The sequence below is a fragment of the Rhizobium binxianense genome (assembly GCF_028994275.1).
Lineage (GTDB): Bacteria > Pseudomonadota > Alphaproteobacteria > Rhizobiales > Rhizobiaceae > Rhizobium > Rhizobium binxianense.
The window spans coordinates 4498373-4522826 of the sequence record NZ_CP118713.1 but is presented as its reverse complement, the minus strand read 5'-3'; the positions used below and the strand labels follow the sequence as shown (position 1 = coordinate 4522826).

Below are 24454 nucleotides of genomic sequence, written 5' to 3'. Positions count from 1 at the left end.
GCTACCTATTTCCCTCTTATGATTAGGCTATATCGGCCATCTTCCTTTTTATCATTATATAAAATCGTCTCCCGCCGCAATATTCTGATGTCATCGAAAGCGGAGGTTATCATGAGCAGCGACATCAGACGGGGCACAGCAGAAATGACGGCAGCGATGCTGATCTCGGGGACGATCGGCTGGTTCGTCGTCATGTCGGGACAACCCGTCAGCGGCGTGGTCTTCTGGCGCTGCCTGTTCGGCGCGCTCACCTTGCTGGTCATCTGCGGCGCTCTCGGGCTGCTGCGGCCCGGCATCATCACGCTGCGCGCCTTCGGCATCGCTATTTTTGGCGGCGTCGCCATCGTCTTGAACTGGCTCTTGCTGTTTGCCTCCTATTCACATGCGACGATCTCGATCGCGACGACGGTTTATAACACCCAGCCTTTCATGCTGCTGGTGCTCGGCGCGCTCTTTCTCGGCGAGAAGATCACCGCCACCAAGCTGTTCTGGCTGACACTTTCCTTCGCCGGCATGATTGCCATCGTCGAGGCAAAACCGGAGACAGGCGGGGCGGCATCGGAGGGTTACGGCCTCGGCATCCTGATGGCGCTCGGTGCCGCTTTCTTCTACGCGCTCGCAGCCCTTGCCGCGAAATGGCTGAAAGGCACGCCGCCGCATCTGATCGCGCTGATCCAGGTCGCCACCGGCATGCTGATGCTGGCCCCGATGACCGACTTTTCCCATCCGCCGCAGGATGTCGGGGGCTGGGCAATCCTCGTCACCGTCGGCGTCGTCCATACCGGGCTGATGTATGTGCTGCTCTACGGCGCGATCCAGCGGCTGCCGACACATCTCACCGGCGCGCTGTCCTTCATCTACCCGATCGCGGCGATCCTCGTCGACCGGCTGGCCTTCGGCCATGCGCTGCAGCCGATGCAGATATTAGGTGCGGCAATCATCCTGCTTGCCGCCGCCGGGATGAATCTCGGCTGGACGCCGCGCTGGCTGCGGCCGCGGGCGGTGGAGAGCTGAGAACCGGGCGCTCTGACACGCCCGGTTGCCGACATTACCTCTGCGGGCGCGTCGTTTCGAACAGGAACCAGGTGCGGCGCTCGCCCTCGTCGATCCAGTTCTCGATCAGGCTGGCCGTTGCGACATCATTATGCTCGTCGCAGAGGCCATGCACCTCGCGCAGCAGCGAAACGAGCTGCGCATTGTCCTCGCGCAGTTCCGACAGCATGTCCTCGGGTGTGACGAAATCCGCGTCATTGTCGGCAATGCGCTGCTGGCGGGCGATTTGGCCGATGGAGCGCAGCGTCGTGCCGCCGATCTTGCGGGCACGCTCGGCAATGTCGTCGGTCATCGCGAAGATCTGCTCGGCCTGTTCGTCGAGCAGCAGATGATAGTCGCGAAAATGCGGGCCGGACATGTGCCAGTGGAAATTCTTGGTCTTCACGTAAAGCGTAAAGACATCGACGAGCAGCGCGGTCAGCGCCGCCGAAATATCGGTGATGGCGTTGGTCGACAGGCTGGAGGGCGTCTTGAGGGGCGAAAGCCTGCGGGTTTCGGCTGAGCTAGGGGACATCCATTCTCTCCTTGGTGATGAAAATCGCTACAGCGCCGCGCTCCTCTTCGAGAAGCGCGCAGGACGCCGAGGGCGCGTGCAGAGAGAAAACTAGCAAGGCCGGATCGCTTTCCAAGTGGATGATGGTTCAGCGGACCTATTCCTGATGCTTATGGACTGATCAGCGTCGAAGCATTGATGAAGCTTCAACACGCGATATAGAGAGGTTCAGCCAATCCAGTGGATATGAAAGGTGAGCCTCACCGCCCTGATCGCCTATGCCGCAGCGCTGTTCATCGCCGCGGCCATTCCGGGACCCGGGATCACCGCGATCGTCGCCCGCGCGCTCGGCTCGAATTTCCGCGAGACCTTCTTCATGGGTCTCGGCCTGGTGCTCGGCGACATGACCTATCTCACCGCGGTCATTCTCGGCCTTGCCTTCGTGGCGCAGACCTTCACCGAGGTGTTCGTCGCCATCAAGATCGCCGGCGCCCTCTATCTCGGCTATATCGCCTGGAAACTCTGGACGGCGGGACTGCTGCCGCAGGATATCGCCGCGAAGAAATCCAGCAATATCGGCCTATCCTTCCTCTCCGGCCTGCTGGTGACGCTCGGCAATCCGAAGACGATGCTGTTTTATGTCGCCCTTGCGCCGACGCTGATCGATATCGGCAATATCGGGCTGCGTGACTACGCGCTGCTGCTCACTGTAACCTTCGTGGTGCTGATCATCGTGCTGGTGCCCTATATGCTGCTTGCCTCGCGGGCCAGGACGATGCTGAAAAAGCCGCGCGCCTTGCAGGTGCTGAACCGGGTTGCATCAGGCATCCTCGCCGGCACGGCGGCCTTCATCGCCACGCGGGCTGCCTGAAATAAACATTCGGCAAGAAACGGTTTCCAAAGGTTTTTTTCTCTCCTGATCGTGCCTGCAGGGCGAACGCGCTCTGGCCTAGACCGGGCTTTGACCCTATTCTCCCCCTCGATTCCAGGGTCAGGATTTCAAAGGGAGAACACCCATGTCGCACAAGCCCGGCCGCGGCCGCATCTATTCCTCGATCACCGAGACCATCGGCGACACGCCGCTCGTGCGCTTCGACAAGCTGGCGCGGGAAAAGGGCGTCGTCGCCAACCTGATCGGCAAGCTCGAATTCTTCAACCCGATCGCCTCGGTCAAGGACCGCATCGGTGTGGCGATGATCGAAAGCCTCGAAGCGCAGGGCAAGATCACTCCCGGCAAGACGGTGCTGATCGAGCCGACCTCCGGCAACACAGGTATCGCGCTTGCCTTTGCCGCCACCGCCAAAGGTTATCGGCTGATCCTGACCATGCCGGAAACGATGTCGGTGGAGCGCCGCAAGATGCTGGCGCTGCTCGGCGCCGAGCTGGTGCTGACCGAAGGACCGAAGGGCATGAAGGGCGCCATCGCCAAGGCCGAGGAACTGGCGTCGTCGCTGCCCGACGCCGTCATTCCGCAGCAGTTCGAAAACCCGGCCAATCCCGAGATCCACCGCAAGACGACGGCCGAGGAAATCTGGAACGATACCGACGGCACGGTCGATATCGTCGTCTCCGGCATCGGCACCGGCGGCACGATCACCGGCGTCGGCCAGGTGCTGAAGAGCCGCAAGCCCGAGATCAAGATCATCGCCGTCGAACCCGCCGACTCGCCGATCCTCTCCGGCGGCAACCCCGGCCCGCACAAGATCCAAGGCATCGGCGCCGGCTTCGCGCCAAAAATCCTCGATACCGGCATCTATGACGAAGTCGTCACGGTGACCAATGACGAGGCCTTCGAACAGGCCCGCCTCGTCGCCCGGCTCGAAGGCGTGCCGGTCGGCATCTCCTCGGGTGCGGCACTAACGGCCGCCATCAAGGTCGGCATCCGTCCCGAGAACACCGGCAAGAACATCGTCATCATCATCCCCTCCTTCGCCGAACGCTATCTCTCGACAGCGCTGTTCGAGGGGTTGGGGAGCTGAGGCAGGGCTTTGGCGGGTGACTTTCCGGTTATTTATCTTGCAGAGCATCGGGGCGCTTTCGGCGCCCCTTCTTTTTACGCCGTGACGTGTATCCAAAACCGCAGAGCCTCTAATCGCAGTCGGATGAGAAGTTCCGTGGTAGATCAGTTCGTTCCACGCGGTTGTTGTCGATCTCGATTCGGCCGTCGTCAGTCGAGAGTGACCCTGGTCGCGGTTATACCCCGTTGCATCATGATCTCCTCAACTTTTCCGGTGAGGCGGACGTCACACGCAGTTCCGCAATTCGAATACAGAAGGCTACGCTGATCGCGCGGAAGTTTTTGCACATTCACGAAGAATGCTGTCATTCCCATTTGACGGTCGTAGAGCAGTCCCTGCTCTCCCATGAACAAGAATTTTCCGCTCGTGGTGACGGTTTTCCCCTTCATTTCGTTGTAATCGACTTGAAGATCAGTCCACGAAATCTCGGCACCTTCCGCACTTTGCTTTGCAGAACCCGAGAGCGCTCCAAATAGTTCGTCGTAGCAGTTGAGCCGGTCTTTCCCGTCAGCAATCTTCCGGCACGCAAATACATCGCCAGCAAAGGCGTCGGACGTTCCACCGGCAACTACACCGAGTAACGCGGGCACAACGATCTTCATATGAATCTCCATTTGTTAAACAGAGTATTGCACAGAAAAGTTGTAGAACCGTATCAAGTGGATGGCGATGCCCGCTAGACTGCCGTGATTATGTTGATTCGATTTGAAGGTGAGCGATGAAAGACGCCGTTCGAGCCGGAGCATTATTTGCGTCGGCGGTCCTCTTTGTATTCTTCCTCTATCTCGTTTTTACAGGCGCAGACGAGGGCCGGTTTATCACGGTGGCAGTGATCTTTGTGTTCACGGTTCTCGCCACAAGGCTCGATGACATAACAAACCTGACTTTCGGCGCTACCGGCGTTCAGGCGGCTCTTGAAAAGAAACTGCGCGAAGCCGAGGCTACGGTAACTCAGTTGCAACGGATAGCCGAGCTATTTGGTCGGATCGGCGTAGAACAGATTTCGATGAGTAACCGCATGCTTGGATTGTCGTCGAGACAGAAGCGCGAATTCATCACCAGCATCGAGCAGGAATTAAGGGCAATTGGTGTCTCTGATGAACGGGTCAAGAACGTTCTCTCCACTCAACGGGATTTCGACATCTTCGACTATTATCACTGGGTCGCACAGGCGCTAACGGTTAATCCAACTCAGAATGAGGTAGTTGCGTACACCAGTTTTATCTCCGAATTTCCTAACGTAGACATCGGCTCCACTCCCTCACCGGATGAGGTCGAGGCGTTTCTGGCGCGGAATGGTGTGACCCGAGGCGAAGGTATTGAACGTCTGAAAGATTGGAGACATTACGAGGCAACTGGCAAATACCTTAGACTGGATCTATGGGACCACAGGCATGATCTTCCCAAATGAAAATCTCAAATTCATATAAATTGGATTTTGATGCGTAGAGGGTTTTAGAGGGCAAGCAGGGGGGACCCCTCGGCTGAGAGTCAAATTAATCGACCCCGATCTTAAGAGGTTATGGCCGCCGGCGGCCGCCACCTCGAGCGCCCGCTTGGCGCTTTCCTGGCCCTTGATCTCGGCAAGATCCGGCAGGTTTGCCGCATTGGCGCGGATCGACGCCTCCGGCCGAGATAGGACCCGCGTGCCGCGGAAATGATTGGCAAGGGCGATCAGGCTGCGGGGTGCCAGGATATCGCCGTCCGAACCCGCCCAGGCGGCTTCGGCGCCGCTTTCGGCCGGGCAGATCAGCCCCTTGCCGAGCGCATTGGCGCCGATCGCAGCCGGCAGCGCGCCTGAGATGGCGGCGATCGTTCCGTCGAGGTTGAGTTCGCCGACGACGACAAAGTCCGACAGGGCATCGGCGGGAATGGCGCCGAGGGCGGCCTGCACGCGCTCGCGGCTTTTGGCAACCGCCTTGTCAAACAATCCGACAATTGCCCCTTTTCTTACGCAGCAACCGTCAACCTCTCGCCGGCGATCCTGTAGGAGATCGCTTCGGCGAGATGGATGCGGCCGACCGTCGGCTTGCCGTCGAGGTCGGCCAGTGTGCGGGCGACCTTCAGCACGCGGTGGTAACCGCGGGCGGAGAATTTCATTTTTTCGGCGGCGTCGCGCAGCAGCTGCAGGCCGCTGGCGTCGGGTTCGGCCATTTTCTCGATCATCGCGGTGGAGCAGCGGGCATTGGTGCCGATGCCTTTTGCGCCGGCGCTTTCGAAGCGCTGCTGCTGGATCTCGCGGGCGCGGGCGACGCGGCGGGCGACGTCGGCGCTGGCCTCGGCCGCCATCGGCCGGATCAGATCGGCGGCGGAGACGGCCGGCACGTCGATGCGGATATCGATGCGGTCCATCAGCGGGCCGGAGATGCGGGCCTGGTAATCGCTCATGCAGCGCGGGCCGCGGGCGCAGGTATGTCCCGGCTCGCCGGCCATGCCGCAGCGGCAGGGGTTCATCGCCGCGATCAGCTGGAATTTCGCCGGATAGGAGACGCGGTGATTGGCGCGCGCGATGACGCATTCGCCGCCTTCGAGCGGCTGGCGCAGCGCATCGAGCGCCTGCGGCGTGAATTCGGGAAACTCGTCGAGAAACAGCACGCCGTGATGGGCAAGCGAGGCTTCGCCGGGACGGGCGCGCAGGCCGCCGCCGACGAGGGCGGCCATGGTGGCGGAATGATGCGGGGTGCGGAAGGGCCGGCGGTCGGAAAGCTTGCCGCCGGAGAGCTGACCGGCGATCGAGTGGACCATCGACACCTCGAGCAGCTCGGCGGCCGAAAGCGGTGGCAGGATCGACGGCAGCCTGGCCGCCAGCATCGACTTGCCGGAACCGGGAGGGCCGACCATCAAGAGATTATGGCCGCCGGCGGCGGCCACTTCGAGTGCGCGCTTGGCGCTTTCCTGGCCCTTGATCTCGGCAAGATCCGGCAGGTTGGCGGCATTGGCGCGGATCGACGGCTCCGGCCTGGATAGGACCTGCGTGCCGCGGAAATGATTGGCAAGGGCAATCAGGCTGCGGGGTGCGAGGATATCGACATCGGCGCCCGCCCAGGCGGCTTCGGCGCCGCTTTCAGCCGGGCAGATCAGCCCCTTGCCGAGCGCATTGGCGCCGATTGCCGCCGGCAGCGCGCCAGATATGGCGGCGATCGTGCCGTCGAGATTGAGCTCGCCGACGACGACAAAATCCGACAGCGCATCGGCGGGAATGGCGCCGAGGGCAGCCATCAAGGCCAGCGCGATCGGCAGATCGAAATGCGAGCCTTCCTTCGGCAGATCGGCAGGCGCCAGATTGACGGTCACCCGCTTTCCCGGCAGCGCCAGGCCGGAGGCGTGAAGGGCTGCCTGCACGCGCTCACGGCTTTCGGCCACCGCCTTGTCGGGCAGGCCGACGATCTGCATGCCGACCTTGCCGGGAGCGACCATGACCTGCACCTCGACCGGCACACCTTCGATGCCCTGAAATGCCACCGTACTGACACGCGCGACCATATGCCCATCCCTTGTCCCGCAAACTCTTATAGCGCCTGCAACCCTTCAGGGCCAGCGGTTGCAATCTGGCACGGAAACAGGACTAAAACAAGAACAATCAAGGAACGCAGTCAGACATACATTGTGACCGGGGTTGTACCCGGTCATAGCAGGCGCGTGGGGTTACGAGCCGAGATCAGCCGCGCTTGCGCTCGATCGCGTCCCAGAGCAGGCTCGCAATATCGGCGCCGCCGAATTTCTTGACCTCGCGAATGCCGGTGGGAGAGGTGACGTTGATCTCGGTCATGTAATCGCCGATTACATCGATGCCGACGAGCAGGAAACCACGCTCGCGCAGCGCCGGGCCGATGCGGGCGCAGATTTCGCTTTCGCGCGCGGTCAACTCGGTCGCCTCGGCGCGGCCGCCGACATGCATGTTGGAGCGGCTGTCATGTTCGGCCGGCACGCGGTTGATGGCGCCGGCGAATTCGCCGTCGACCAGGATGATGCGTTTGTCGCCCTTGCGCACGTCGGGCAGATATTGCTGGGCAATGAAGGGCTCACGGAACAGCTGGCCGAACATCTCGAGCAGCGAGGAGAGGTTGCGGTCGTCGCGGGTCGAATGGAAGACGCCGGCGCCGCCATTGCCGTAGAGTGGCTTCAGGATGATATCGCCCATCTCGTCGCGGAAGCGGCGGATCTCGGCGGCATCCTTGGTGATCAGCGTCTTCGGCATCAGATCGGCAAATTCGGTGACGAAGATCTTCTCCGGCGAATTGCGCACCCAGGCCGGATCGTTGACGACGAGCGTCTTCGGGTGGATGCGCTCAAGCAGATGCGTCGAGGTGATATAGGCCATGTCGAAGGGCGGGTCCTGGCGCAGCAGCACGACATCCATGGTCGAGAGGTCGACGCGCTCGGGCGTGCCGAGTTCGTAGTGATCACCCTTGATGTCGCGCAGCAGCATCGGCTCGACGCTGGCAAAGAGCTTGCCGTCGCGGAAGCTCAGGCGGTCGGGCGTGTAATGGAACAGCCGGTAGCCGCGCGCCTGGGCTTCCAGGCTCATGGCGAAGGTGGAATCACCTGCGATATTGATGCCTTCGACATGGTCCATCTGGACCGCTACATTGGTGATCTTGGCCATTTCCGTCCCTTCCTGACTGCCGGACAGATGTAGGTCGGCCAGGGCTCAAACGCAACGGCCAATCAAGGGCCTACGCACCCCCGACTAACGCGTCTCGAGGATCCGCATCAGCCGGCCGCGATAGCTGTCGAGAATGACGGCGAGCACGATGACGGCGCCGATGACGATCGGCTTGATATTGTCGTCGGCGCCAAGCAGCTGCAATCCCGTCGACAGGACCTGCAGAATGCAGGCGCCGACCAGCGTGCCGATGATCGAGCCTTTGCCGCCAGAGAGGCTGGTGCCGCCGATGATGACGGCGGCGATGGCATTCAGCTCATAGCCGATGCCGGCAACCGGGCTGCCGACATTGAGGCGGAGCAGATAGACCATGGCGGCAATGCCGGCGGTCAGCCCGGAGATGGTGAAGACCGCGATCTTGTATCGTTTCGGCTGGTGCCCGGACAGCCGCACAGCCTCTTCATTGGTGCCGATCGCAAAGACGAAACGGCCGAAGACGGTGTAGCGCAGCACGAACCAGCCGATCAGGACGACGACGATCGCAATCAGGAAGATCGACGGAAAGATGCCCCAGAAGATCAGGTTGCCGAAATCGACGAAGGGCTGCGGCAGGCCTGTGATCGTCGAATTGTCGCTGACCACGCGGGCCAGGCCGCTGGCGACGTTCAGCATGCCGAGGGTGACGATGAAGGACGGCAGTTTCCATTTCTCGCAGATCCAGCCGTTGACGGCGCCGAGGATGGCGCCGGTGCCCATCGAGGCAAAACAGGCGAGAACAATCGCCTGCCATGGCGAAAACGCCGGATTGATCATGATCGTCGCACCGATCACCGTGCAAAGGGCGAGCAGCGAGCCGACCGAGAGATCGATGCCGCCGACGAGAATGACGAAGGTCATGCCCGCAGCCAGCACGGTGTTGATGGCGATCTGCACGAAGATCTTCAGAAAATTCTCCGGCGTCGCGAAATAGGGCGCCGTCGCCGAGAAAAACGCCAGGATCAGGACGAGGGCAATGGCGACACCCGCCTCCTTCATCGAGATCCGGATCAGCTTGTCCCAGACGCTCACCTGTTTCGACCCAGTTTTCGCCTCAGTCTGTTTTTCAATGTTGGCGGACACGGCTGTACTCCTTGTAGGCGAGCGAAAGGATCCTGCTTTCGTCAAATTGTTCCCGGGCTATTTCACCTGATATCTTACCGTCGGAGAAGACGATGATGCGATGGCAGATGCCGATCAGCTCCGGCAGATCCGAAGAGACGACCAGGACACCTTTGCCCTCGGCCGCGAACTTCCACAGAAGCTCATAGATTTCGGCCTTGGCGCCGACGTCGATGCCGCGGGTCGGCTCATCGAAAATCAGCACCTTGGGGCCGCGGAACAGCCATTTGGCGATGACGACCTTCTGCTGATTGCCGCCGGAAAAGGTTCGGACGGCCTGATGGATGGACGGGGTCTTGATCCTGAGCTCGCGCACAAGGCGCTGCGCGTGATCATTCTCGGCCTTCCCGATGATCAAGCCGTTGCGGGAGATCTTGTCGAGAGCGGTGATGGTGGCATTTTCGGCGCAGCTCATGTCAAGCATCAAGCCTTGCATCTTGCGGTCTTCTGTCGCCAGGCACAGCCCCGCCGCAACCGCATCCTTGGGCGAATTGATCTCCACCGGCTCGCCGTTCAGCCGAATTTCGCCGGCCGCCTTGACGTCGGCGCCAAACAGGGCGCGAACCGCCTCGGTGCGACCGCTGCCGACGAGGCCGGCAATGCCGACGATCTCCCCCTTTGCCACGGAAAAGGACAGTTCCGGGCTATGTCGCGTCACCTTCAGGCCGGAAACGCCGAGCGCCTCGCCTGAAACAGTGCTGTCGCCTTTGAAAATGCCGTGATCGGAAAGCTTGCGCCCGACCATCAGCTCGACGATCTCAGGGATGCCAAGTCCTGCGAGCGGCCGGGTGATCACGTGCTGGCCGTCGCGGAGCACCGTCACATCGTCACCGACCTCGAAGATCTCCTCCAGCCGGTGCGAGATATAAAGCGTGGTGACGCCACGCTGCTTCAGCCGTTTCAGAATTTCAAAGAGGCGATCGACTTCCTTGGAGGTCAGCGTCGCCGTCGGCTCGTCGAGAACGAGAAGCTTGCTTTCGTAGCAAAGCGCCTTGGCGATCTCGACCAGCTGCAGCTGCGCGACGCTGAGGCGGCTTGCCAGTGTCGTCGGGGCGACGTCGAGGCCGACCTCATCCAGCAGTTCCGCCGCTCTGGCGTTCATCGCCTTGTAGTTCACCAGACCGTATCGGCGCGGCAGATGCTCAAACAGCAGGTTTTCGGCAACCGTCAGGTTGGAAAGCGGGTGCAGCTCCTGGTGAATGACCCGGATGCCCGCCCTGAACGCCTCCAGCGGCGAGGACGGATGATAAGGCTTGCCGTCAAACAGGATATGGCCGTCATCCGGCCTGAAGACGCCGCCGAGCAGATTGATCAGGGTCGATTTTCCGGCGCCATTCTCGCCAAGGAGAACGTGCCCCTTGCCGCGGCCGATCCGCATGGAGACATCCTTGAGCGCCACGACGCCGGGGAAGCGCTTGCCGATCCCCTCCAGCCTCAGAATCTCGTCATCTGCTGTGTCTGACACGGCGACCTCATGCATGGTCTCTTCAAACCCTCGCGCAACGCGCATCGGAGAGGCCCGAAACGAGCCTCACCCGGAGCGATCAACGCGTCAATCGATTGGTGGCGATGGCGTCGGCCGCAGCCGGCGCCACGTTTGCTTTGGGGCAACCCGACTATTTCAGATCGGCTGCCGTGACCAGCTTGACGTCGGTCTTGACCCAGCCGGTGAATTTTTCGCCGGCCAGTTCCCGCAGGCCATAGTCGATGCCCATGACCGCCATCTGCGCGCCATACTGCTCGACTGTCGCAAGCATCTTGCCGTCCTTGATCAGCGGCTGCACCGGCGGGATGTTGTCGAAGCCGACAACCTTGATCTTGCCGGCCTGGCCGGCCGCATCGAGAGCCTTGACGACGCCGAGAGCCATGGAGTCGTTGGCAGCCATCACACCTTGAATATCCTTATACTTCGTCAGGAAATTCGTCATGACGGTGTTGGCTTCTTCCGTCTCCCAATGGGCGGTCTTGCTGTCGAGAAGCTCGAGCTTGCCAGACTTGACGGAATCCACGAAGCCTTCCTTGCGCTCCTTGGCATTGTCGGCCTCGGGGTTGCCCTCGAGGATGACGACCTTGGCGCCGGGGCCGAGATCCTTGGCAAGCGCATCGCCTGCAAGCTTTGCCCCTTCCTTGTTGTCAGGCCCGAAGAAAGCGAGATCGATCCCGGCCTTCTTCTTGGCATCGGCATCGAGCGGTACGTCGATGTTGATGACCTTGACGCCTGATTTCACGGCCTTTGCCAGCGGCGTCGCCATCGCCTTGGAATCGGCCGGCGCAACGACGATGATATCGTATTTCTGGGTAACGAAGTTTTCTACGGCATCGACCTGCGAGGCGAAATCGCGCTCGTCCTTCATGCCGACGGCCTTGAAGTCGAACTTGTCCTTGTTCTCGGCCGCATATTTGTCGGCGCCGGCCTTCATCTGCTTGAAGAACTCATTGGACAAGGATTTCATGATCAGGCCGACCTTCGGCTTGCCGGCCGCAAAGGCGGGCGACACGCCGCAGGACAGCGCAAGCACCAATGTGCCGGCAAGCCCGAGCTTCAAGGCCGCACGGCGCGGCGCACTGATCATGACGGATTCACGCTTAGAATTGGACATTTTTTCCTCCCGAACGGCTCTGGGCTCAGCTCCATCTGAGTTGCCCGCGGCAATGAACCGTTTCCAACGCCATCTGGGTAGCATGCCCTCGGGAATTGTCAAGCGGCCGAAAATGAGACCGGGCAATCTTCCGGATCGCTATATCCGACATATATTGACATGCATGCGATGAACCGTTTCCATAGAGGGCCTTGCCAGACTTGCATGCAAGTTCAGCCGTCGAAATTGCAATACAGCCCTTTGACTAGGGAGCTGAAGACCATTAGCTGAAAGCCTCGATCCGGCGCCCCGTGGGTGTTTTTCGAAGGCGAAGATGAAGGGCCACTGTTTCTGTCATGTCAAAGGTCGGGATTAGGGACGTTGCCAAGCTTGCGGGAGTTTCCACCGGCACCGTTTCGCGGGTTCTGAACGATCATCCCTCGGTTACGAAGGAAGTGCGGGTGCGCGTCGGAGGGATCATCAAAGACCTCGGCTATACGCCCGACCCGTCGGCCAGAAGCATGCGCAGCAAGGTCAGCCGGCTGATCGGCATCGTCATTCCGGATCTGACCAATCCGTTCTTTGCGGAACTTGTCCAATCGGCGGAACAAGCGGCGGCCAATCACGGCTATAACATCATCGTCATGACATCCTTCGATCATGCCGCCAAGGAGGCTGACCGCATCAGTCAGCTGACGAGCCGAAAGGTCGACGGCATCATGCTCGTTCCCAGCAATGATTTCCATCGGATCAAGCCGCCGAAGGGAGTGCCGATCGTCGTCGTCGACCGCCTCATGCCGGGATATTCCGGCATTGCCGCCGATCACCGCAACGGCGTGCGCCTCGGCGTCGAGCATCTTCTGAAGCTCGGCCATCGCCGCATCGGTTTCATCTCGGGGCCCGGGCACTCCGTCCCGGCCAACGATCGCCTCAGGGGCTATCTCGACGCAATGGAACAGGCAGGGGAACAGGCGGGAGAGCAAACGGATGGCGGCACGGCAATGGCCGGGCCACCGCTGATTGCCGAGGCGGCTTTCGACTATGAAAGCGGCCGTTCGGCGGGAAATTACCTTCTGGCGCGCGCCCGCAACGAACGGCCGACGGCGATCTTTGCAAGCTCGGACCAGCAGGCGATCGGCTGCATGCGGGCAGCCCATGATCTGGGGATCCCGGTCCCGGCCGCGCTTTCGATCGTCGGCTTCGACGGCATCCCGCTCGCCAGCATGACGACGCCGCGGCTGACGACGGTGAAGCAGCCGATCCAAGACATGGCCGCAGCGGCAGTCGCCGTTCTCTTGAACAAGCAGACTGCGCCCGAGCTCGACAATCCGATCCTGTTTGCCTGCGAGGTTTTAAAAGGGGAAACGACCGCCCCGCCCCAGCCGGATTAGAGCAATTCCAGGAAAAGTGCGAAGGGGTTTTCCGAGGCAAAGCGCGAAGCGCTTTTGCCGGGAGTTGCGTTAAAACAAAAAGTTGTGGCGGTTCTGCGCTTCCATCAAAAGCTGAACCGCTCGTGCCTCTGAAAATCGAAGCCGATCTTCAGGCGGCGATGCCCTGGTTGCCGCCATTGCGCAGCATGTTACGCAGGCGATAGGCGATCGCCAGGGGCTTCGGGAAGGGCTTGCGGAGGAAAGCGACCTTGCGGACGTAATTGTCGACCCGCCAACTCGCCCAGGTCCCCCCGGCGAAAAAGGCGACGTCGCCGGCGCCGAGGGTGCGTTCGGTGCCGTCCTCGGCGGTGATATGGACCTCGCCCTCGAGGATCATCACGGTCTCGTCCCAGCCGAAATACCAGCGGAATTCGCCCGCCGTGCAATCCCAGATCGCCGTCAGCGACGCCTCGTCATGGCCGCGCGAATGTTCGGCGGTGCGCGCCTGCGGATCGCCGCTGACGATCCAGTCCGGATTGATCGGCGTCGACTTCAACGGCAGCAGGTCGCTTGCATGGGCGATGAAGGATTTGGCGGCCGGCTTCACCACGGCATAAGGCACCGAGCGCGCGGCCATGGCGACCGCACTTGCAAGCATCAGCTTCCAGGCCATGAAACAATCCCCAATTGTTATCCCTGCCGAGGGCGTAGCAGAGAGTCGTAAGAAGCTGGTTCACGCGGGGACTAAAATTTTAACGATCGGGAAAGCCGATGGGTCGAAAGAGGTCAGAAGGCATCAATAAAGTGCCGCGGCAGCCGGCCCGGCATGATCGCCACGATATCATAACGCTGGGAAAGGCGGGCCTGATCCGCCTGGCGGGCAAGCCAGAGGTCGCTTGCCGCCCGTATCCGCTTCTGGGCGGAGACAGAGACGGCGTCGACAGCCGCTGCCTCGCCATGGCGGGCCTTGACCTCGACGAAAACGGCAAGATCGCCCTTGCGGGCAATGATATCGATCTCGCCGAGCCGGGTGCGGTGGCGCAGAGCCAGGATGCGGTAACCCTTCAGCATCAGGAAGACGGCCGCGACATATTCCGACATGCGACCGCGGCGCAGCGCCTTCCTCCTGATGGCGGTGAGGTCGCTATCGGCCATCGGCGCGCTTCAATTCCAGCAGGCGTTGATAGAGCACCTTGCGCGGCAGGCCGGTGAGGCGAGCGGCTTCCGTCGCCGCCTTGGCCGTCGGCATTGATTTCGAGAGATCCGCCAGCACGGCTTCGACATCGGCCTCATCCGTCTCCACCGGCTCCGGCGGGCCGATGACGAGGACGATCTCGCCCTTGACGTTTTCCACCTGCTGATAATGCGCGGCGAGGTCGGCAAGGGTGCCGCGGCGGAACTCCTCATAGGTCTTGGTCAGCTCGCGGCAGACGGAGGCCGGGCGCGTGGCTCCGAGCACATCGGCGGCGGCGAGAAGCGTCGCGCCGATGCGATGCGGCGATTCAAAGAAGATCAGCGTCGCGGGGGCTGCGGCCAATTCGCCGAGACGGTCGCGGCGGGCCTTGTCCTTGACCGGCAGGAAACCGGCGAAGAGGAAGGCGTCATTCGGCAGGCCGGAGCCGACAAGGGCTGCAAGCGGCGCCGAAGCGCCGGGAATGGGAATGACGCGGTAACCCGCCGCAATCGCCTGTTGCGCCAGCCGATAACCGGGATCGGAAACCAGCGGCGTGCCGGCATCGGAGACCAGCGCCACCGACCGGCCGGCTTCGAGCGCCTGCAGCAGTCGGGGGCCGGCCTCGTCGGCATTGTGCTCGTGATAGGAAAAGGGGCGGTTCTGGATGCCGTAGCGGTCGAGCAGCACGCGGGTGACGCGCGTATCCTCGCAGGCGAGCACATCGGCGCCGGCCAGCGTTTCCAGCGCGCGCAGCGTGATGTCGCCGAGATTGCCGATCGGGGTGGCGACGAGATAGAGCGCCGCCTCCAGCGGCCGGGCCGGCACCGTTGCATTGTGCAGGCGGAAGCTTCGCCGGGTGGCTCCTTCCGCTGTCGTTTCCTCATTCATGCCATTTGCTTTCGTCCCGCCGTCATCGAACTCTTATGGGCGAGCGGCAGCGCTTCGGCAAGGGTTCGGATTTCTGTGAGCATTGCTCCGGAAAACCTGAAATGCAGGCGCTTGGCCCTGCATGCCTCTTGCATTCCGATGCTGAAGTCTGCCATTTTGCCCGTCCACTCCCCCGGCCTCAAGTCGGGACAGCATTCTTCGGGTGCTCGATGCGCCCGGACAGTCACGGTCGAAAGCGGTAGCATCCCATGCGTATTACTATTGAGCGGTCAAACCTGTTGAAATCGCTGAACCACGTCCACCGCGTGGTCGAACGTCGCAACACGATCCCGATCCTGTCCAACGTATTGCTCAAGGCCGACGGCCAGAACCTCGACATGAAGGCGACCGACCTCGACCTCGAAATCACCGAGGCGACGCCTGCCAGCGTCGAGCAGCCCGGCGCCACCACCGTTCCCGCCCACCTTCTCTACGATATCGTCCGCAAACTTTCCGACGGCTCGGAAGTGCTGCTGGCCACCAGCACCGACGGCGGCTCGATGACCGTGCAGTCCGGCCGATCGAAATTCTCGCTGCAGTGCCTGCCGGAATCCGACTTCCCGGATCTGACCGCCGGCACCTTCACCCATAGCTTCAAGCTGAAGGCGACCGATCTGAAGATGCTGATCGACCGCACCCAGTTTGCGATCTCGACGGAAGAGACGCGTTATTATCTGAACGGCATCTTCTTCCACACGATCGAGAGCAAGGGCGAGCTGAAGCTCAGGGCGGTCGCCACCGACGGCCACCGGCTGGCGCGCGCCGATGTCGACGCGCCCTCGGGCTCGGAAGGCATGCCCGGCATCATCATTCCGCGCAAGACGGTCGGCGAGCTGCAGAAGCTGGTCGACAATCCCGAGGCTGTCGTGACCGTCGAGGTCTCCGACGCCAAGATCCGCCTGACGATCGGCTCGATCGTCATGACCTCGAAACTGATCGACGGCACCTTCCCGGACTACCAGCGCGTCATCCCCACAGGCAACGACAAGGAAATGCGCGTCGACTGCACGAGCTTCGCCCAGGCCGTCGACCGTGTCTCCACAATTTCCTCGGAACGCGGCCGCGCCGTGAAGCTGGCGCTGTCCGAGGGGCAGCTGATGCTGACCGTCAACAATCCCGATTCCGGCAGCGCGACCGAGGAAGTCGCCGTCGGCTACGACACGGACGCGATGGAAATCGGCTTCAACGCCAAATATCTGCTCGACATCACCGCCCAGCTTTCCGGCGAGGAAGCGATCTTCCTGCTGGCCGATGCCGGCTCGCCGACACTGATCCGCGACACGGCGGGCGACGACGCGCTCTACGTGCTGATGCCGATGCGAGTCTGACGGGAACGAAGCCTGCTTGCCTCCGTTTTACCCTGTGAAGGCGGAGGATCCTTGATGAAGAAGACTGGAACGGTTCGCATCGGCATATCCGGCTGGACCTATGCCCCCTGGCGCGGCCAATTCTACCCGAAGGACCTGCCGCAGAAGCAGGAGCTTTCCTACGCCGCCCGGCACTTCCCATCGATCGAGATCAACGGCACATTCTATAGCCTGCAGCGGTCCGAAAGCTTCGGCCGCTGGCGCGATGAAACGCCCGACGATTTCGTCTTTGCGGTCAAGGGCCCGCGCTTCATCACCCATATGCTGCGGCTGCGCGATATCGAGACGGCGCTTGCCAATTTCCTCGCCTCCGGCCTGTTGCGGCTTGGCCCCAAGCTCGGGCCGATCCTCTGGCAATTTCCGCCGAACATGGCCTTCGATCCCGATCTTTTCGAAAACTTCCTGGCGCTGCTGCCGCAGGACCACGATGCGGCGACAGCGCTTGCCAAGCGGCATGACGGGCATGTCAAGGGCCGCGCCTGGCTTCGAAGCGATGGCGACCAGCCGATCCGCCATGCGTTGGAAATCCGCCACGACAGCTTCCGTTCTCCCGGCTTCATCGAGATGCTCCGGCGCCACAAGGTGGCCCTCGTCTGCGCCGATACGGTGGAGTGGCCGCTGTTGATGGATATCACCGCCGATTTCATCTATTGCCGCCTGCATGGCTCCGAGCAGCTTTATGTCAGCGGCTACGAGGATGAGGCCCTCGACCTCTGGGCGGACCGGATCCGCTCCTGGGCAACCGGCGGAGAGCCGGAGAATGCGCCGCGGGTGCTGGCGCCGCTCAAGGCGCCAGCCAAGGGCCGCGACGTCTATCTTTATTTCGACAACACCGACAAGAAACTGCGCGCCCCTGTCGACGCCGATCACTTAAGCGAAAGGCTTACCGATCTCATGCCGCGTTCGCACCGGAAAGCCGCATGAGCTGTTGATGCCGATATCCTTGTTGCGAAAATCCTTGTCCCGGGAGCGACAAGCAGCATATTAAGACAGTCGATCAACATGCGGATGGGTGGAGAATGCGCTTAAAGGTCAAGGTGAAGGAACGGCTGGGCAAGAAGTTCGACGACGAGATTCGCTTCTTCCGGGGCATGATGCAGGGTCCGAAGACGGTCGGCTCGATCGTGCCGACCTCCTCGATCACCGCCAAGCGCATGGCAAGCGTCATCGACATCAATTCCGAGCTGCCGGTGCTCGAACTGGGACCAGGCACCGGCGCCATCACCAAGGCCATTCTCGGCCGCGGCGTGAGGCCGGAAAATCTGGTCGCGATCGAATATTCGACGGATTTCCATCAACATCTGCTGCGGACCTATCCCGGCGTACACTTCATCAACGGCGACGCCTTCGATCTCAAGACCACGCTCGGCGACTACGGCGACCGGACGTTCGATTGCGTCATCTCCTGCATTCCGCTGCTGAACTTCCCGATGGCAATGCGGGTCTCGCTGCTCGAAAGCCTGCTCGACCGCCTGCCTCCGGGACGGCCGGTGGTGCAAATTTCCTACGGCGCGATCTCGCCGATCGCCGCCAACGCCGATCGTTACAGCATTCATCATTTTGATTTCGTCGTCCGCAATATTCCTCCAGCCCAACTCTGGATCTATCGGCGAGGATAAATGTTCGGACTTTATATCACCCACCCCCAGGTCAAAATCGACCCGGAGGTTCCCGTTCCCAAGTGGGGTCTCTCCGACATCGGCGCCGAGCGTGCCCGCAAGGCTGCGTCGAGCAATTGGGCGAAACGGCTGACCCGCATCATCTCCAGCGACGAGACGAAAGCGATCGAAACGGCGGAAATCCTCGCCGAAGCTGCGGGCGTGACAATCGAGATCGTGCATGGCACGCATGAGAACGATCGCTCTGCCACGGGTTTCCTGCCGCCGGACAAGTTCGAAGAGGCAGCCAACTGGTTCTTCGCTCACCCGCAGGAGAGCTTCAGGGGCTGGGAGCGGGCCGCCGATGCGCAGGCCCGCATCGTCGAGGCCGTCAACACCGTTCTGGCCACGCATGATGCGGCAGCACCGATCGCCTTTGTCGGCCATGGCGGCGTCGGCACGCTGCTCAAATGCCATCTGGCGGGCAGGCCGATCGGCCGCGACCGCGATCAGCCGGGCGGCGGCGGCAATCTCTATGCTTTCGGCCTTGCGGATCGCCGCTTATCATGCGACTGGACGCCCATCGAAGACTGGCGGGGGTGACTTCACATGGACGCACGCGAGCGGTTGATCGTCGGCCTGGATGTTCCAACGGTCGGCGAGGCGGAGAAACTGGTTTCCACGCTCGGCGACGACATCCTCTTCTATAAGATCGGCTACCAGCTGGCCTTTGCCGGCGGGCTCGAATTTGCCCGCGATCTCTCCGCCAGCGGCAAGAAGATCTTTCTCGACATGAAGCTGCTCGACATCGACAACACGGTTGCTTCAGGCGTCGAAAACATCGCCAAGATGGGCATGTCGATGCTGACGCTGCACGCCTATCCCAAGGCGATGAAGGCGGCGGTCGAAGCCGCGGCCGGCTCCGGCCTCTGCCTGCTCGGCGTCACCGTGCTGACCTCGATGGATGCCGAGGACCTTGCCGAGGCCGGCTACAGCCAGGATCCGCACAGCCTGGTGCTGCGCCGGGCCGGACAGGCGCGCGCCGCCGGCATGGGCGGTATCGTCTGTTCGGCGGCGGAAGCGGCCGAGGTGCGCGCGATCGTCGGCCCCGATATGGCGATCGTCACCCCGGGCATTCGCCCGACCGGCAGCGACCACGGCGACCAGAAGCGGGTGATGACACCTTTCGACGCACTGAAGGCTGGCGCCACGCATCTCGTCGTTGCCCGGCCGATCGTCAGAGCGCCCGATCCGAGAGATGCCGCCCGCGCGGTGCTCAACGAAATGGTGGGCGCGCTCTGGCCGGCCAACCGCTGAATTCAAAAAACAAAGGGAGAAGACCATGGCCAAGGGATATTGGATCGCCCGCGTCGACGTGCGCGATGCCGAGCGCTACAAGGATTACGTGGCGGCGGCCAAGCCGGCCTTCGAAAAATACGGCGCGAATTTTCTGGCGCGCGGCGGCGCCTTCACCGAACTGGAAGGCAAGGCGCGCGCCCGCAACGTCGTGATCGAATTTCCCTCGATGCAGCATGCGGTCGACTGCTATCATTCGCCGGAATACCAGATCGCCGCGAAAATCCGCCAGGAAGCGGCGGATGCGGAAATGGTCGTCGTCGAAGGCGTCTGAACGGTCTCGCATCCCCAGAAACTGACGGCGCGATGGGCCTTCCCGTCGCGTCGGGATTGGGCTAAGACGAGTGCCGAACAGCATCCCGCAAAGCCTTTCGAGGAGCCTGCCATGACCCTTGCCAACCTGCCGCCACTCGTCACCGTGTTCGGAGGGTCCGGCTTCGTCGGCAGGCACGTGGTTCGGGCGCTGGCCAAACGCGGCTACAACATCCGGGTCGCGGTGCGCCGTCCCGATCTCGCCGGCTTCCTGCAGCCGCTCGGCAATGTCGGCCAGATCTCCTTCGTGCAGGCGAACCTGCGCTATCGCAACTCGATCGACCGCGCCGTCGACGGTGCAAGCCATGTCGTCAACTGCGTCGGCATTCTGCACGAGACCGGCCGCAACACCTTCGACGCCGTACAGGAATTCGGCGCCCGCGCAGTCGCCGAAGCGGCGCGCAACGCCGGCGCAACGCTCACCCATATTTCAGCGATCGGCGCCGACGCCAAATCGACTTCGGACTATGGCCGCACCAAGGGCCGTGCCGAAACCGCCATCCTCACCATCAAGCCCGATGCGGTGATTTTCCGTCCGTCGATCGTCTTCGGGCCGGAGGACAGCTTCTTCAACAAGTTTGCCGACATGGCCCGCATGTCGCCGATCCTGCCGCTGATCGGCGGCGGCAAGACGAAATTCCAGCCCGTCTATGTCGAGGATATCGCCGAGGCCGTCGCCCGCGCCGTCGACGGCAAGGTCGCCGGCGGCAAGGTCTATGAGCTTGGCGGCCCTGAGGTGCTGAGCTTCCGCGAATGTCTCGAGATGATGCTGAAGGTGACCAGCCGCAAGAACCCGCTGGTCTCCCTGCCCTTCGGCGTCGCTTCGCTGATCGGCAGCATCGCCTCGCTGGTCCCCTTCATCACGCCGCCGATCACGCCGGATCAGGTGCGCATGCTGAAGCGCGACAACATCGTCTCGGCAGAAGCCGAAGCGGAAGGCCGCACGCTGAAGGGCCTCTGTATCACGCCGACCATGCCGGCATCGGTGCTCGGCTCCTATCTCGTGCAGTATCGTCCGCACGGCCAGTACACGGGCACCGGCAAGGCCGCCTGAACAATTTCGAGCTTGGAAACAACGCCGTTCGCGGATAACGCGGACGGCGTTTTCGTTGGAGCATTTCCGTTTTTCTTCGAATCACGAAAATGCTCTATCTCTTTCTTTTCACGCAATTCTAGAGCGTTTCACGTTTTGACGGAAGCATAGCCAGCGTTTGTGAAGTAGTTTGCGCATTCGTCAGGCTTGATGGTGCCGACGAGGTCTCCGAGATGACGCCAGGTGTCGTCGACGGTTCGCTTTTGGGCCTGGCGCATCCAATGTTTGATCTTGGCGAATGCCTGTTCGATCGGATTAAGGTCAGGGGAATATTTCGGCAGGAACCATAGTCTGGCGCCGGCCGCCTTGATGGCATCGCGGACGGCCTTAGCTTTGTGAGAGCCGAGGTTGTCGAGGATGACGATGTCGCCGGGCTTAAGTGTCGGGATCAGCTGTTGGCGGACATAAGCCTCGAAGCACTCGCCATTGATTGGGCCATCGAAGACGCAGGGCGCAGTGAGCCGATCACAGCGCAGAGCGCCGAGGAAAGTGAGTGTGCGCCAGCGTCCATGTGGGGCAAAGCCGCGCAGCCTCTTGCCCCTCGGTCCCCAGCCGCGTAACGGCGCCATGTTGGTGCGGATCCAAGTTTCGTCGATAAAGACGAGCCGCTTCGGATCGAAGCGGGCTTGCCAAGTCTTCCAGCGCTGCCTGTGCCGGGCAATGTCGGCACGGCCCTGCTCAAGGGCGAATAGCGTTTTTTTTGAAGCTCAGACCTTCACGGCGCATGAACTGCCAAATGGCATTATGGGAGACGGCGATACCGCGGGCGGCCAGTTCGTCCTTCAGCCGATGCAGCGTCAGGTGCGAGATCTGCTCGATCCGCTCGACAATGAAGGCGCGATGCGGCTCCAGCACCCGCCGGCGATGGCCACCCATCTTACCGGGCGAGACGCTGCCGGTTACCCGATGGCGCTGCGACCACTTCACCACAGAGGAGACGGCAATGTCGAACCGTTCAGCCACCACCCGGCAGCTCTGACCGCCTGCAACTGCAGCCACTACGCGTTCACGAAGATCATTCGAATAAGGTCGCGTCATCGATGCTGGCCTCCATTCCAGCACCCAGGATGAATCACAATTCTGCTGATTTGGGAATCCCACCTCGATTCCGATAAGCAATGAACCGCTCTAGGCAAAGCGTTTCACGCTTTGCCTCGCAAAACCGCTGCACACTTTTGCTGGAATTGCTTTAGCCGTCTCAAGCAAAGCCGGCGCAAGTTTGAAATGTTGTTGTGCTGCTCGTATCAAGTGCAGTTGCATAAAAGACGCATCGGAAAATTTGTGGAATTAACGCCAAATTTAGCAGGAACATTTATTGCTATTTGCCATTCCACTGACTACCAAACCCGCGCGTCTTCCAACGGACTCAACGCTTGGGATCGCGTGCGGCAATCACTGTGAAAGGCATTTCTCGATGGGCAAGTCAATCGCGCTTCTTTTTGCGTGTGCGGCGCTAATTATCCTGGCAGGCTCTTTCGTTGCGCCAGGTTCTGTCGCGGCGGTCAAGGGTGACTGCTCGCCGGCCTACGGCGTCGATCCTTGCTCGACGGCTTCGATCAGCCATTGACGACAGGCCGGCCTTCTGCGCCGCCATTCCAATCAAAGACAAACAGTCAGCCCGAGCGCCTGAATCAGGGCGCTTGAAGTGCCGGTACCGCCCCGCAAATATCAAACGGCGCAGGCGTGCGCCGCTTAGGTCATTGCAAAACCGCCTCTTGTAATACACTTTCAAATAGCTGTGGTCGGATGGCTTTTGAGAGGTTGAAAAGATGTTGCAGGTGCCACAAGAGACCGAACGCCTCGCGCGGCTCGTCGCCGACCGCACGGGGCGAAGTGCCGAAGACGCCGTCCGCATCGCGATCCAGCGTGAAGCCATCACCTTCGGAGTGCTCGACAAACCGAAGCACCGGATGACAGCGGAGGAGATGCTCGCCTTCGGAGAGAGGGTTGCCGCCATGCCGGTGCTCGATCCGCGCACTCCGCAGGAGATCATGGACGACTTGAACGCAATATGATCGTCATCGATACGTCTGTGCTGATCGCCATCTTCGAGAAAGAAGCCGACGCGGCGACTTATGCCGGCGTGATCGCCAACGCCGAGCGATTGGTCATGTCGGCGCTGAATGTCTATGAGACCGCGATGGTTCTCCGCTCTCGCCGCGGCGAGCGGCGGTCAATCAACTCTCTGGATCTATCTGGACGAAGCGCAGGTCGAGATCGCTGCCTTCGATCGAGAGCAGGCCCGATTGGCGGCCATAGCTTTCGGACGATTCGGCAAAGGAATTCATTCGAAAGCCAAACTCAACCTTGCCGATTGTGCCGCCTACGCGCTGGCGAAGAGCCTATCTCTTCCGCTCCTCTTCAAAGGCGACGACTTCGCCCATACGGATATCGAACCATGGCATTGATCACGGATCTCGACCCGTGATCAAACGGCCCAGGCAAGCTTCTCAGGATCGCCAACTCCGATAAGGTCCATTTGCATTCGCGCCGGGGACGCGAATGCAATGCAGTGGGCATGTCTCAGGCGATCATGCCGGTCGCGGCCATGCAGAGCAGCAAGACGCCGAGAATGATGCGGTAGATGGCAAACAGCGTGAACCGGTTGCTTCTGATATAGGCGAGCAGCCATTTGACGGCGACGAAAGCGACGATCGTCGACACGACGAAGGCGATGCCGAGCGCAGTCCAATCCTCGTTTGCCGCGCCGCCATCCTTGAAGGTCTTCAGCAATTCATAGCCGCTTGCGGCATACATTGTGGGAATGCCGACGAGAAAGGCGAATTCGGTCGCGGCGGCGCGGTTGCCGGTGCCGGCGAGCATGGCGACGAAGATCGTGGCGCCCGAGCGCGACGTTCCCGGGAAGATGCCGGCAACGATCTGGGCGATGCCGACCAGAATGGCGACGAGCCAGGTGATCTCCTTATGGGGGGCCTTACGCGCCGCAGCCCATTCGGCAAAGATCATCCAGATACCGCCGATGATCAGCGCCAAGGCGATCGGCGTCGCCGTCTCCGGCAATTCAAAACCGAGCTTCTTGACGACGAGGCCGAGGATTGCGGTGATGAGAAAGGCGACGATCAGCTTGGCGGCATAATCGCGGTTGGCCGGATCGCGCCAGCCGAGCACCAGATCCAGCAGACGACGCCAGTAGATGATGGTGACGGCGAGGATGGCGCCGGCCTGAATGACGATGTTGAACATATCAGACCGGTGTCCGAGCCATTGCTCGGCAATGATCAGGTGGCCGGTGCTCGAGATCGGCAGAAATTCGGTGATCCCCTCTATGACACCGAGAATTGCAGCATTTATATAATCCATACATTGTCTCCGGTTTAAAGTTCGGCCGG

27 protein-coding genes and 2 pseudogenes are annotated in these 24454 nt (G+C 61.4%); 15 read left to right on the top strand and 14 right to left on the bottom strand.

Annotation, left to right across the window (positions count from 1 at the left end; genetic code table 11):
• The first annotated feature begins 111 nt into the window (after positions 1-111).
• Complete coding sequence (locus PO860_RS22075) at positions 112-1014, top strand: DMT family transporter (protein ID WP_275037998.1); 903 nt, start codon at positions 112-114, stop codon at positions 1012-1014.
• Positions 1015-1048: 34 nt separating this feature from the next.
• Here the strand turns inward: PO860_RS22075 and PO860_RS22070 are convergent, their stop codons facing one another.
• Positions 1049-1567 (bottom strand): Dps family protein, encoded by a 519-nt coding sequence (locus PO860_RS22070; RefSeq protein WP_275037997.1) that lies wholly within the window; start codon positions 1565-1567, stop codon positions 1049-1051.
• A 232-nt stretch (positions 1568-1799) separates the two neighbouring features.
• Between PO860_RS22070 and PO860_RS22065 the strand changes: the two genes are divergently transcribed.
• Together PO860_RS22065 and cysK are read left to right on the top strand one after the other, a co-directional pair.
• Positions 1800-2417: a LysE family translocator gene (locus tag PO860_RS22065; protein WP_275037996.1), complete on the top strand. Its 618-nt coding sequence runs from the start codon at positions 1800-1802 to the stop codon at positions 2415-2417.
• 145 nt (positions 2418-2562) lie between these two features.
• Positions 2563-3525, top strand: a complete 963-nt coding sequence (gene cysK / locus PO860_RS22060; RefSeq protein WP_275037995.1) for a cysteine synthase A — start codon at positions 2563-2565, stop codon at positions 3523-3525.
• A gap of 188 nt (positions 3526-3713) precedes the next feature.
• Here the strand turns inward: cysK and PO860_RS22055 are convergent, their stop codons facing one another.
• Positions 3714-4166 carry a hypothetical protein gene (locus tag PO860_RS22055; RefSeq protein WP_275037994.1) on the bottom strand — a complete coding sequence of 151 codons (453 nt, stop codon included), beginning with the start codon at positions 4164-4166 and terminating at the stop codon, positions 3714-3716.
• A gap of 116 nt (positions 4167-4282) precedes the next feature.
• Between PO860_RS22055 and PO860_RS22050 the strand changes: the two genes are divergently transcribed.
• Positions 4283-4975 (top strand): hypothetical protein, encoded by a 693-nt coding sequence (locus PO860_RS22050; RefSeq protein WP_275037993.1) that lies wholly within the window; start codon positions 4283-4285, stop codon positions 4973-4975.
• A 93-nt stretch (positions 4976-5068) separates the two neighbouring features.
• Here PO860_RS22050 and PO860_RS22045 read toward each other — a convergent pair.
• The 6 genes and pseudogenes from PO860_RS22045 to PO860_RS22020 form a co-directional block, all read right to left on the bottom strand.
• Positions 5069-5503, bottom strand: a pseudogene (locus tag PO860_RS22045) (magnesium chelatase domain-containing protein); the annotation flags it as partial.
• 11 nt (positions 5504-5514) lie between these two features.
• On the bottom strand, positions 5515-7047 hold the full coding sequence (locus tag PO860_RS22040) for a YifB family Mg chelatase-like AAA ATPase (RefSeq protein ID WP_275037992.1): 1533 nt from the start codon (positions 7045-7047) through the stop codon (positions 5515-5517).
• A 175-nt stretch (positions 7048-7222) separates the two neighbouring features.
• Positions 7223-8170 carry a glutathione synthase gene (gene gshB, locus PO860_RS22035; protein WP_183605396.1) on the bottom strand — a complete coding sequence of 316 codons (948 nt, stop codon included), beginning with the start codon at positions 8168-8170 and terminating at the stop codon, positions 7223-7225.
• Between the two features lie 84 nt (positions 8171-8254).
• A complete protein-coding gene (locus tag PO860_RS22030; RefSeq protein ID WP_275037991.1) occupies positions 8255-9289 on the bottom strand; it encodes an ABC transporter permease in 1035 nt (344 codons plus the stop codon).
• Complete coding sequence (locus tag PO860_RS22025) at positions 9273-10808, bottom strand: sugar ABC transporter ATP-binding protein (RefSeq protein ID WP_183605394.1); 1536 nt, start codon at positions 10806-10808, stop codon at positions 9273-9275. Before PO860_RS22025 ends, PO860_RS22030 begins: the two co-directional genes overlap by 17 nt.
• 136 nt (positions 10809-10944) lie before the next feature.
• Positions 10945-11928: a sugar ABC transporter substrate-binding protein gene (locus PO860_RS22020; RefSeq protein WP_183605393.1), complete on the bottom strand. Its 984-nt coding sequence runs from the start codon at positions 11926-11928 to the stop codon at positions 10945-10947.
• A 335-nt stretch (positions 11929-12263) separates the two neighbouring features.
• Between PO860_RS22020 and PO860_RS22015 the strand changes: the two genes are divergently transcribed.
• Positions 12264-13298: a LacI family DNA-binding transcriptional regulator gene (locus PO860_RS22015; protein ID WP_183605392.1), complete on the top strand. Its 1035-nt coding sequence runs from the start codon at positions 12264-12266 to the stop codon at positions 13296-13298.
• 148 nt (positions 13299-13446) lie between these two features.
• Here the strand turns inward: PO860_RS22015 and PO860_RS22010 are convergent, their stop codons facing one another.
• The 4 genes from PO860_RS22010 to PO860_RS21995 form a co-directional block, all read right to left on the bottom strand.
• The gene (locus PO860_RS22010; RefSeq protein ID WP_183605391.1) at positions 13447-13950 is read right to left on the bottom strand and encodes a cupin domain-containing protein; all 504 of its coding nucleotides are present in this window, start codon (positions 13948-13950) and stop codon (positions 13447-13449) included.
• A 113-nt stretch (positions 13951-14063) separates the two neighbouring features.
• Positions 14064-14432 (bottom strand): YraN family protein, encoded by a 369-nt coding sequence (locus tag PO860_RS22005; protein WP_183605390.1) that lies wholly within the window; start codon positions 14430-14432, stop codon positions 14064-14066.
• The gene (gene rsmI, locus PO860_RS22000) at positions 14422-15339 is read right to left on the bottom strand and encodes a 16S rRNA (cytidine(1402)-2'-O)-methyltransferase (protein ID WP_275037990.1); all 918 of its coding nucleotides are present in this window, start codon (positions 15337-15339) and stop codon (positions 14422-14424) included. The genes PO860_RS22005 and rsmI overlap by 11 nt, the downstream gene beginning before the upstream one ends.
• The gene (locus PO860_RS21995; RefSeq protein ID WP_275037989.1) at positions 15336-15494 is read right to left on the bottom strand and encodes a methyltransferase; all 159 of its coding nucleotides are present in this window, start codon (positions 15492-15494) and stop codon (positions 15336-15338) included. Before PO860_RS21995 ends, rsmI begins: the two co-directional genes overlap by 4 nt.
• 93 nt (positions 15495-15587) lie before the next feature.
• Between PO860_RS21995 and dnaN the strand changes: the two genes are divergently transcribed.
• From dnaN to PO860_RS21960, 7 genes are all read left to right on the top strand, one after another.
• Complete coding sequence (gene dnaN, locus PO860_RS21990; protein ID WP_183605388.1) at positions 15588-16706, top strand: DNA polymerase III subunit beta; 1119 nt, start codon at positions 15588-15590, stop codon at positions 16704-16706.
• 51 nt (positions 16707-16757) lie between these two features.
• The gene (locus PO860_RS21985) at positions 16758-17669 is read left to right on the top strand and encodes a DUF72 domain-containing protein (protein WP_275037988.1); all 912 of its coding nucleotides are present in this window, start codon (positions 16758-16760) and stop codon (positions 17667-17669) included.
• A gap of 95 nt (positions 17670-17764) precedes the next feature.
• Positions 17765-18364: a phospholipid N-methyltransferase PmtA gene (gene pmtA / locus PO860_RS21980; RefSeq protein ID WP_183605386.1), complete on the top strand. Its 600-nt coding sequence runs from the start codon at positions 17765-17767 to the stop codon at positions 18362-18364.
• Positions 18365-18946 (top strand): histidine phosphatase family protein, encoded by a 582-nt coding sequence (locus tag PO860_RS21975; protein WP_183605385.1) that lies wholly within the window; start codon positions 18365-18367, stop codon positions 18944-18946.
• A 6-nt stretch (positions 18947-18952) separates the two neighbouring features.
• Positions 18953-19660, top strand: a complete 708-nt coding sequence (gene pyrF / locus PO860_RS21970; protein WP_275037987.1) for an orotidine-5'-phosphate decarboxylase — start codon at positions 18953-18955, stop codon at positions 19658-19660.
• 25 nt (positions 19661-19685) lie between these two features.
• Positions 19686-19973: a DUF1330 domain-containing protein gene (locus tag PO860_RS21965; protein ID WP_183605383.1), complete on the top strand. Its 288-nt coding sequence runs from the start codon at positions 19686-19688 to the stop codon at positions 19971-19973.
• Positions 19974-20084: 111 nt separating this feature from the next.
• Positions 20085-21065 carry a complex I NDUFA9 subunit family protein gene (locus PO860_RS21960; RefSeq protein ID WP_275037986.1) on the top strand — a complete coding sequence of 327 codons (981 nt, stop codon included), beginning with the start codon at positions 20085-20087 and terminating at the stop codon, positions 21063-21065.
• Between the two features lie 128 nt (positions 21066-21193).
• Here PO860_RS21960 and PO860_RS21955 read toward each other — a convergent pair.
• Positions 21194-22142 (bottom strand): IS630 family transposase gene (locus PO860_RS21955; RefSeq protein ID WP_273885870.1). Its coding sequence is split into 2 segments (ribosomal slippage): positions 21194-21805 and positions 21807-22142, totalling 948 coding nucleotides; the frame shifts between segments, so codons are not numbered across the junction.
• A gap of 731 nt (positions 22143-22873) precedes the next feature.
• On the opposite strand from PO860_RS21955, the gene PO860_RS21950 reads away from it, so the two are divergent.
• The 3 genes and pseudogenes from PO860_RS21950 to PO860_RS21945 all read left to right on the top strand — a co-directional run bounded on the left by PO860_RS21950 (position 22874) and on the right by PO860_RS21945 (position 23512).
• Entirely contained in the window at positions 22874-23119 is a 246-nt protein-coding gene (locus PO860_RS21950; RefSeq protein ID WP_275037985.1) for a type II toxin-antitoxin system VapB family antitoxin, read from the top strand.
• Positions 23116-23217 (top strand): annotated as a pseudogene (locus tag PO860_RS22270) (type II toxin-antitoxin system VapC family toxin); the annotation flags it as partial. The gene PO860_RS21950 and the pseudogene PO860_RS22270, both read left to right, overlap by 4 nt.
• A 10-nt stretch (positions 23218-23227) precedes the next feature.
• Positions 23228-23512 (top strand): type II toxin-antitoxin system VapC family toxin, encoded by a 285-nt coding sequence (locus PO860_RS21945; protein ID WP_342467082.1) that lies wholly within the window; start codon positions 23228-23230, stop codon positions 23510-23512.
• A gap of 115 nt (positions 23513-23627) precedes the next feature.
• On the opposite strand, the gene PO860_RS21940 is transcribed toward PO860_RS21945, so the two are convergent.
• Positions 23628-24425 (bottom strand): undecaprenyl-diphosphate phosphatase, encoded by a 798-nt coding sequence (locus PO860_RS21940; protein ID WP_275037984.1) that lies wholly within the window; start codon positions 24423-24425, stop codon positions 23628-23630.
• Between the last annotated feature and the right edge of the window lie 29 nt (positions 24426-24454).

Excerpts from the sequence above, each read along its gene's own strand:
- PO860_RS22075 (WP_275037998.1), top strand. The coding sequence starts at position 112 with ATGAGCAGCGACATCAGACGGGGCACAGCAGAAATGACGGCAGCGATG.
- PO860_RS22070 (WP_275037997.1), bottom strand. The coding sequence starts at position 1,567 with ATGTCCCCTAGCTCAGCCGAAACCCGCAGGCTTTCGCCCCTCAAGACG.
- cysK (WP_275037995.1), top strand. The coding sequence starts at position 2,563 with ATGTCGCACAAGCCCGGCCGCGGCCGCATCTATTCCTCGATCACCGAG.
- PO860_RS22055 (WP_275037994.1), bottom strand. The coding sequence starts at position 4,166 with ATGAAGATCGTTGTGCCCGCGTTACTCGGTGTAGTTGCCGGTGGAACG.
- PO860_RS22050 (WP_275037993.1), top strand. The coding sequence starts at position 4,283 with ATGAAAGACGCCGTTCGAGCCGGAGCATTATTTGCGTCGGCGGTCCTC.
- PO860_RS22040 (WP_275037992.1), bottom strand. The coding sequence starts at position 7,047 with ATGGTCGCGCGTGTCAGTACGGTGGCATTTCAGGGCATCGAAGGTGTG.
- gshB (WP_183605396.1), bottom strand. The coding sequence starts at position 8,170 with ATGGCCAAGATCACCAATGTAGCGGTCCAGATGGACCATGTCGAAGGC.
- PO860_RS22025 (WP_183605394.1), bottom strand. The coding sequence starts at position 10,808 with ATGCATGAGGTCGCCGTGTCAGACACAGCAGATGACGAGATTCTGAGG.
- PO860_RS22020 (WP_183605393.1), bottom strand. The coding sequence starts at position 11,928 with ATGTCCAATTCTAAGCGTGAATCCGTCATGATCAGTGCGCCGCGCCGT.
- PO860_RS22015 (WP_183605392.1), top strand. The coding sequence starts at position 12,264 with ATGTCAAAGGTCGGGATTAGGGACGTTGCCAAGCTTGCGGGAGTTTCC.
- PO860_RS22010 (WP_183605391.1), bottom strand. The coding sequence starts at position 13,950 with ATGGCCTGGAAGCTGATGCTTGCAAGTGCGGTCGCCATGGCCGCGCGC.
- PO860_RS22005 (WP_183605390.1), bottom strand. The coding sequence starts at position 14,432 with ATGGCCGATAGCGACCTCACCGCCATCAGGAGGAAGGCGCTGCGCCGC.
- rsmI (WP_275037990.1), bottom strand. The coding sequence starts at position 15,339 with ATGAATGAGGAAACGACAGCGGAAGGAGCCACCCGGCGAAGCTTCCGC.
- PO860_RS21995 (WP_275037989.1), bottom strand. The coding sequence starts at position 15,494 with ATGGCAGACTTCAGCATCGGAATGCAAGAGGCATGCAGGGCCAAGCGC.
- dnaN (WP_183605388.1), top strand. The coding sequence starts at position 15,588 with ATGCGTATTACTATTGAGCGGTCAAACCTGTTGAAATCGCTGAACCAC.
- pmtA (WP_183605386.1), top strand. The coding sequence starts at position 17,765 with ATGCGCTTAAAGGTCAAGGTGAAGGAACGGCTGGGCAAGAAGTTCGAC.
- PO860_RS21975 (WP_183605385.1), top strand. The coding sequence starts at position 18,365 with ATGTTCGGACTTTATATCACCCACCCCCAGGTCAAAATCGACCCGGAG.
- pyrF (WP_275037987.1), top strand. The coding sequence starts at position 18,953 with ATGGACGCACGCGAGCGGTTGATCGTCGGCCTGGATGTTCCAACGGTC.
- PO860_RS21965 (WP_183605383.1), top strand. The coding sequence starts at position 19,686 with ATGGCCAAGGGATATTGGATCGCCCGCGTCGACGTGCGCGATGCCGAG.
- PO860_RS21960 (WP_275037986.1), top strand. The coding sequence starts at position 20,085 with ATGACCCTTGCCAACCTGCCGCCACTCGTCACCGTGTTCGGAGGGTCC.
- PO860_RS21950 (WP_275037985.1), top strand. The coding sequence starts at position 22,874 with ATGTTGCAGGTGCCACAAGAGACCGAACGCCTCGCGCGGCTCGTCGCC.
- PO860_RS21945 (WP_342467082.1), top strand. The coding sequence starts at position 23,228 with ATGTCTATGAGACCGCGATGGTTCTCCGCTCTCGCCGCGGCGAGCGGC.
- PO860_RS21940 (WP_275037984.1), bottom strand. The coding sequence starts at position 24,425 with ATGGATTATATAAATGCTGCAATTCTCGGTGTCATAGAGGGGATCACC.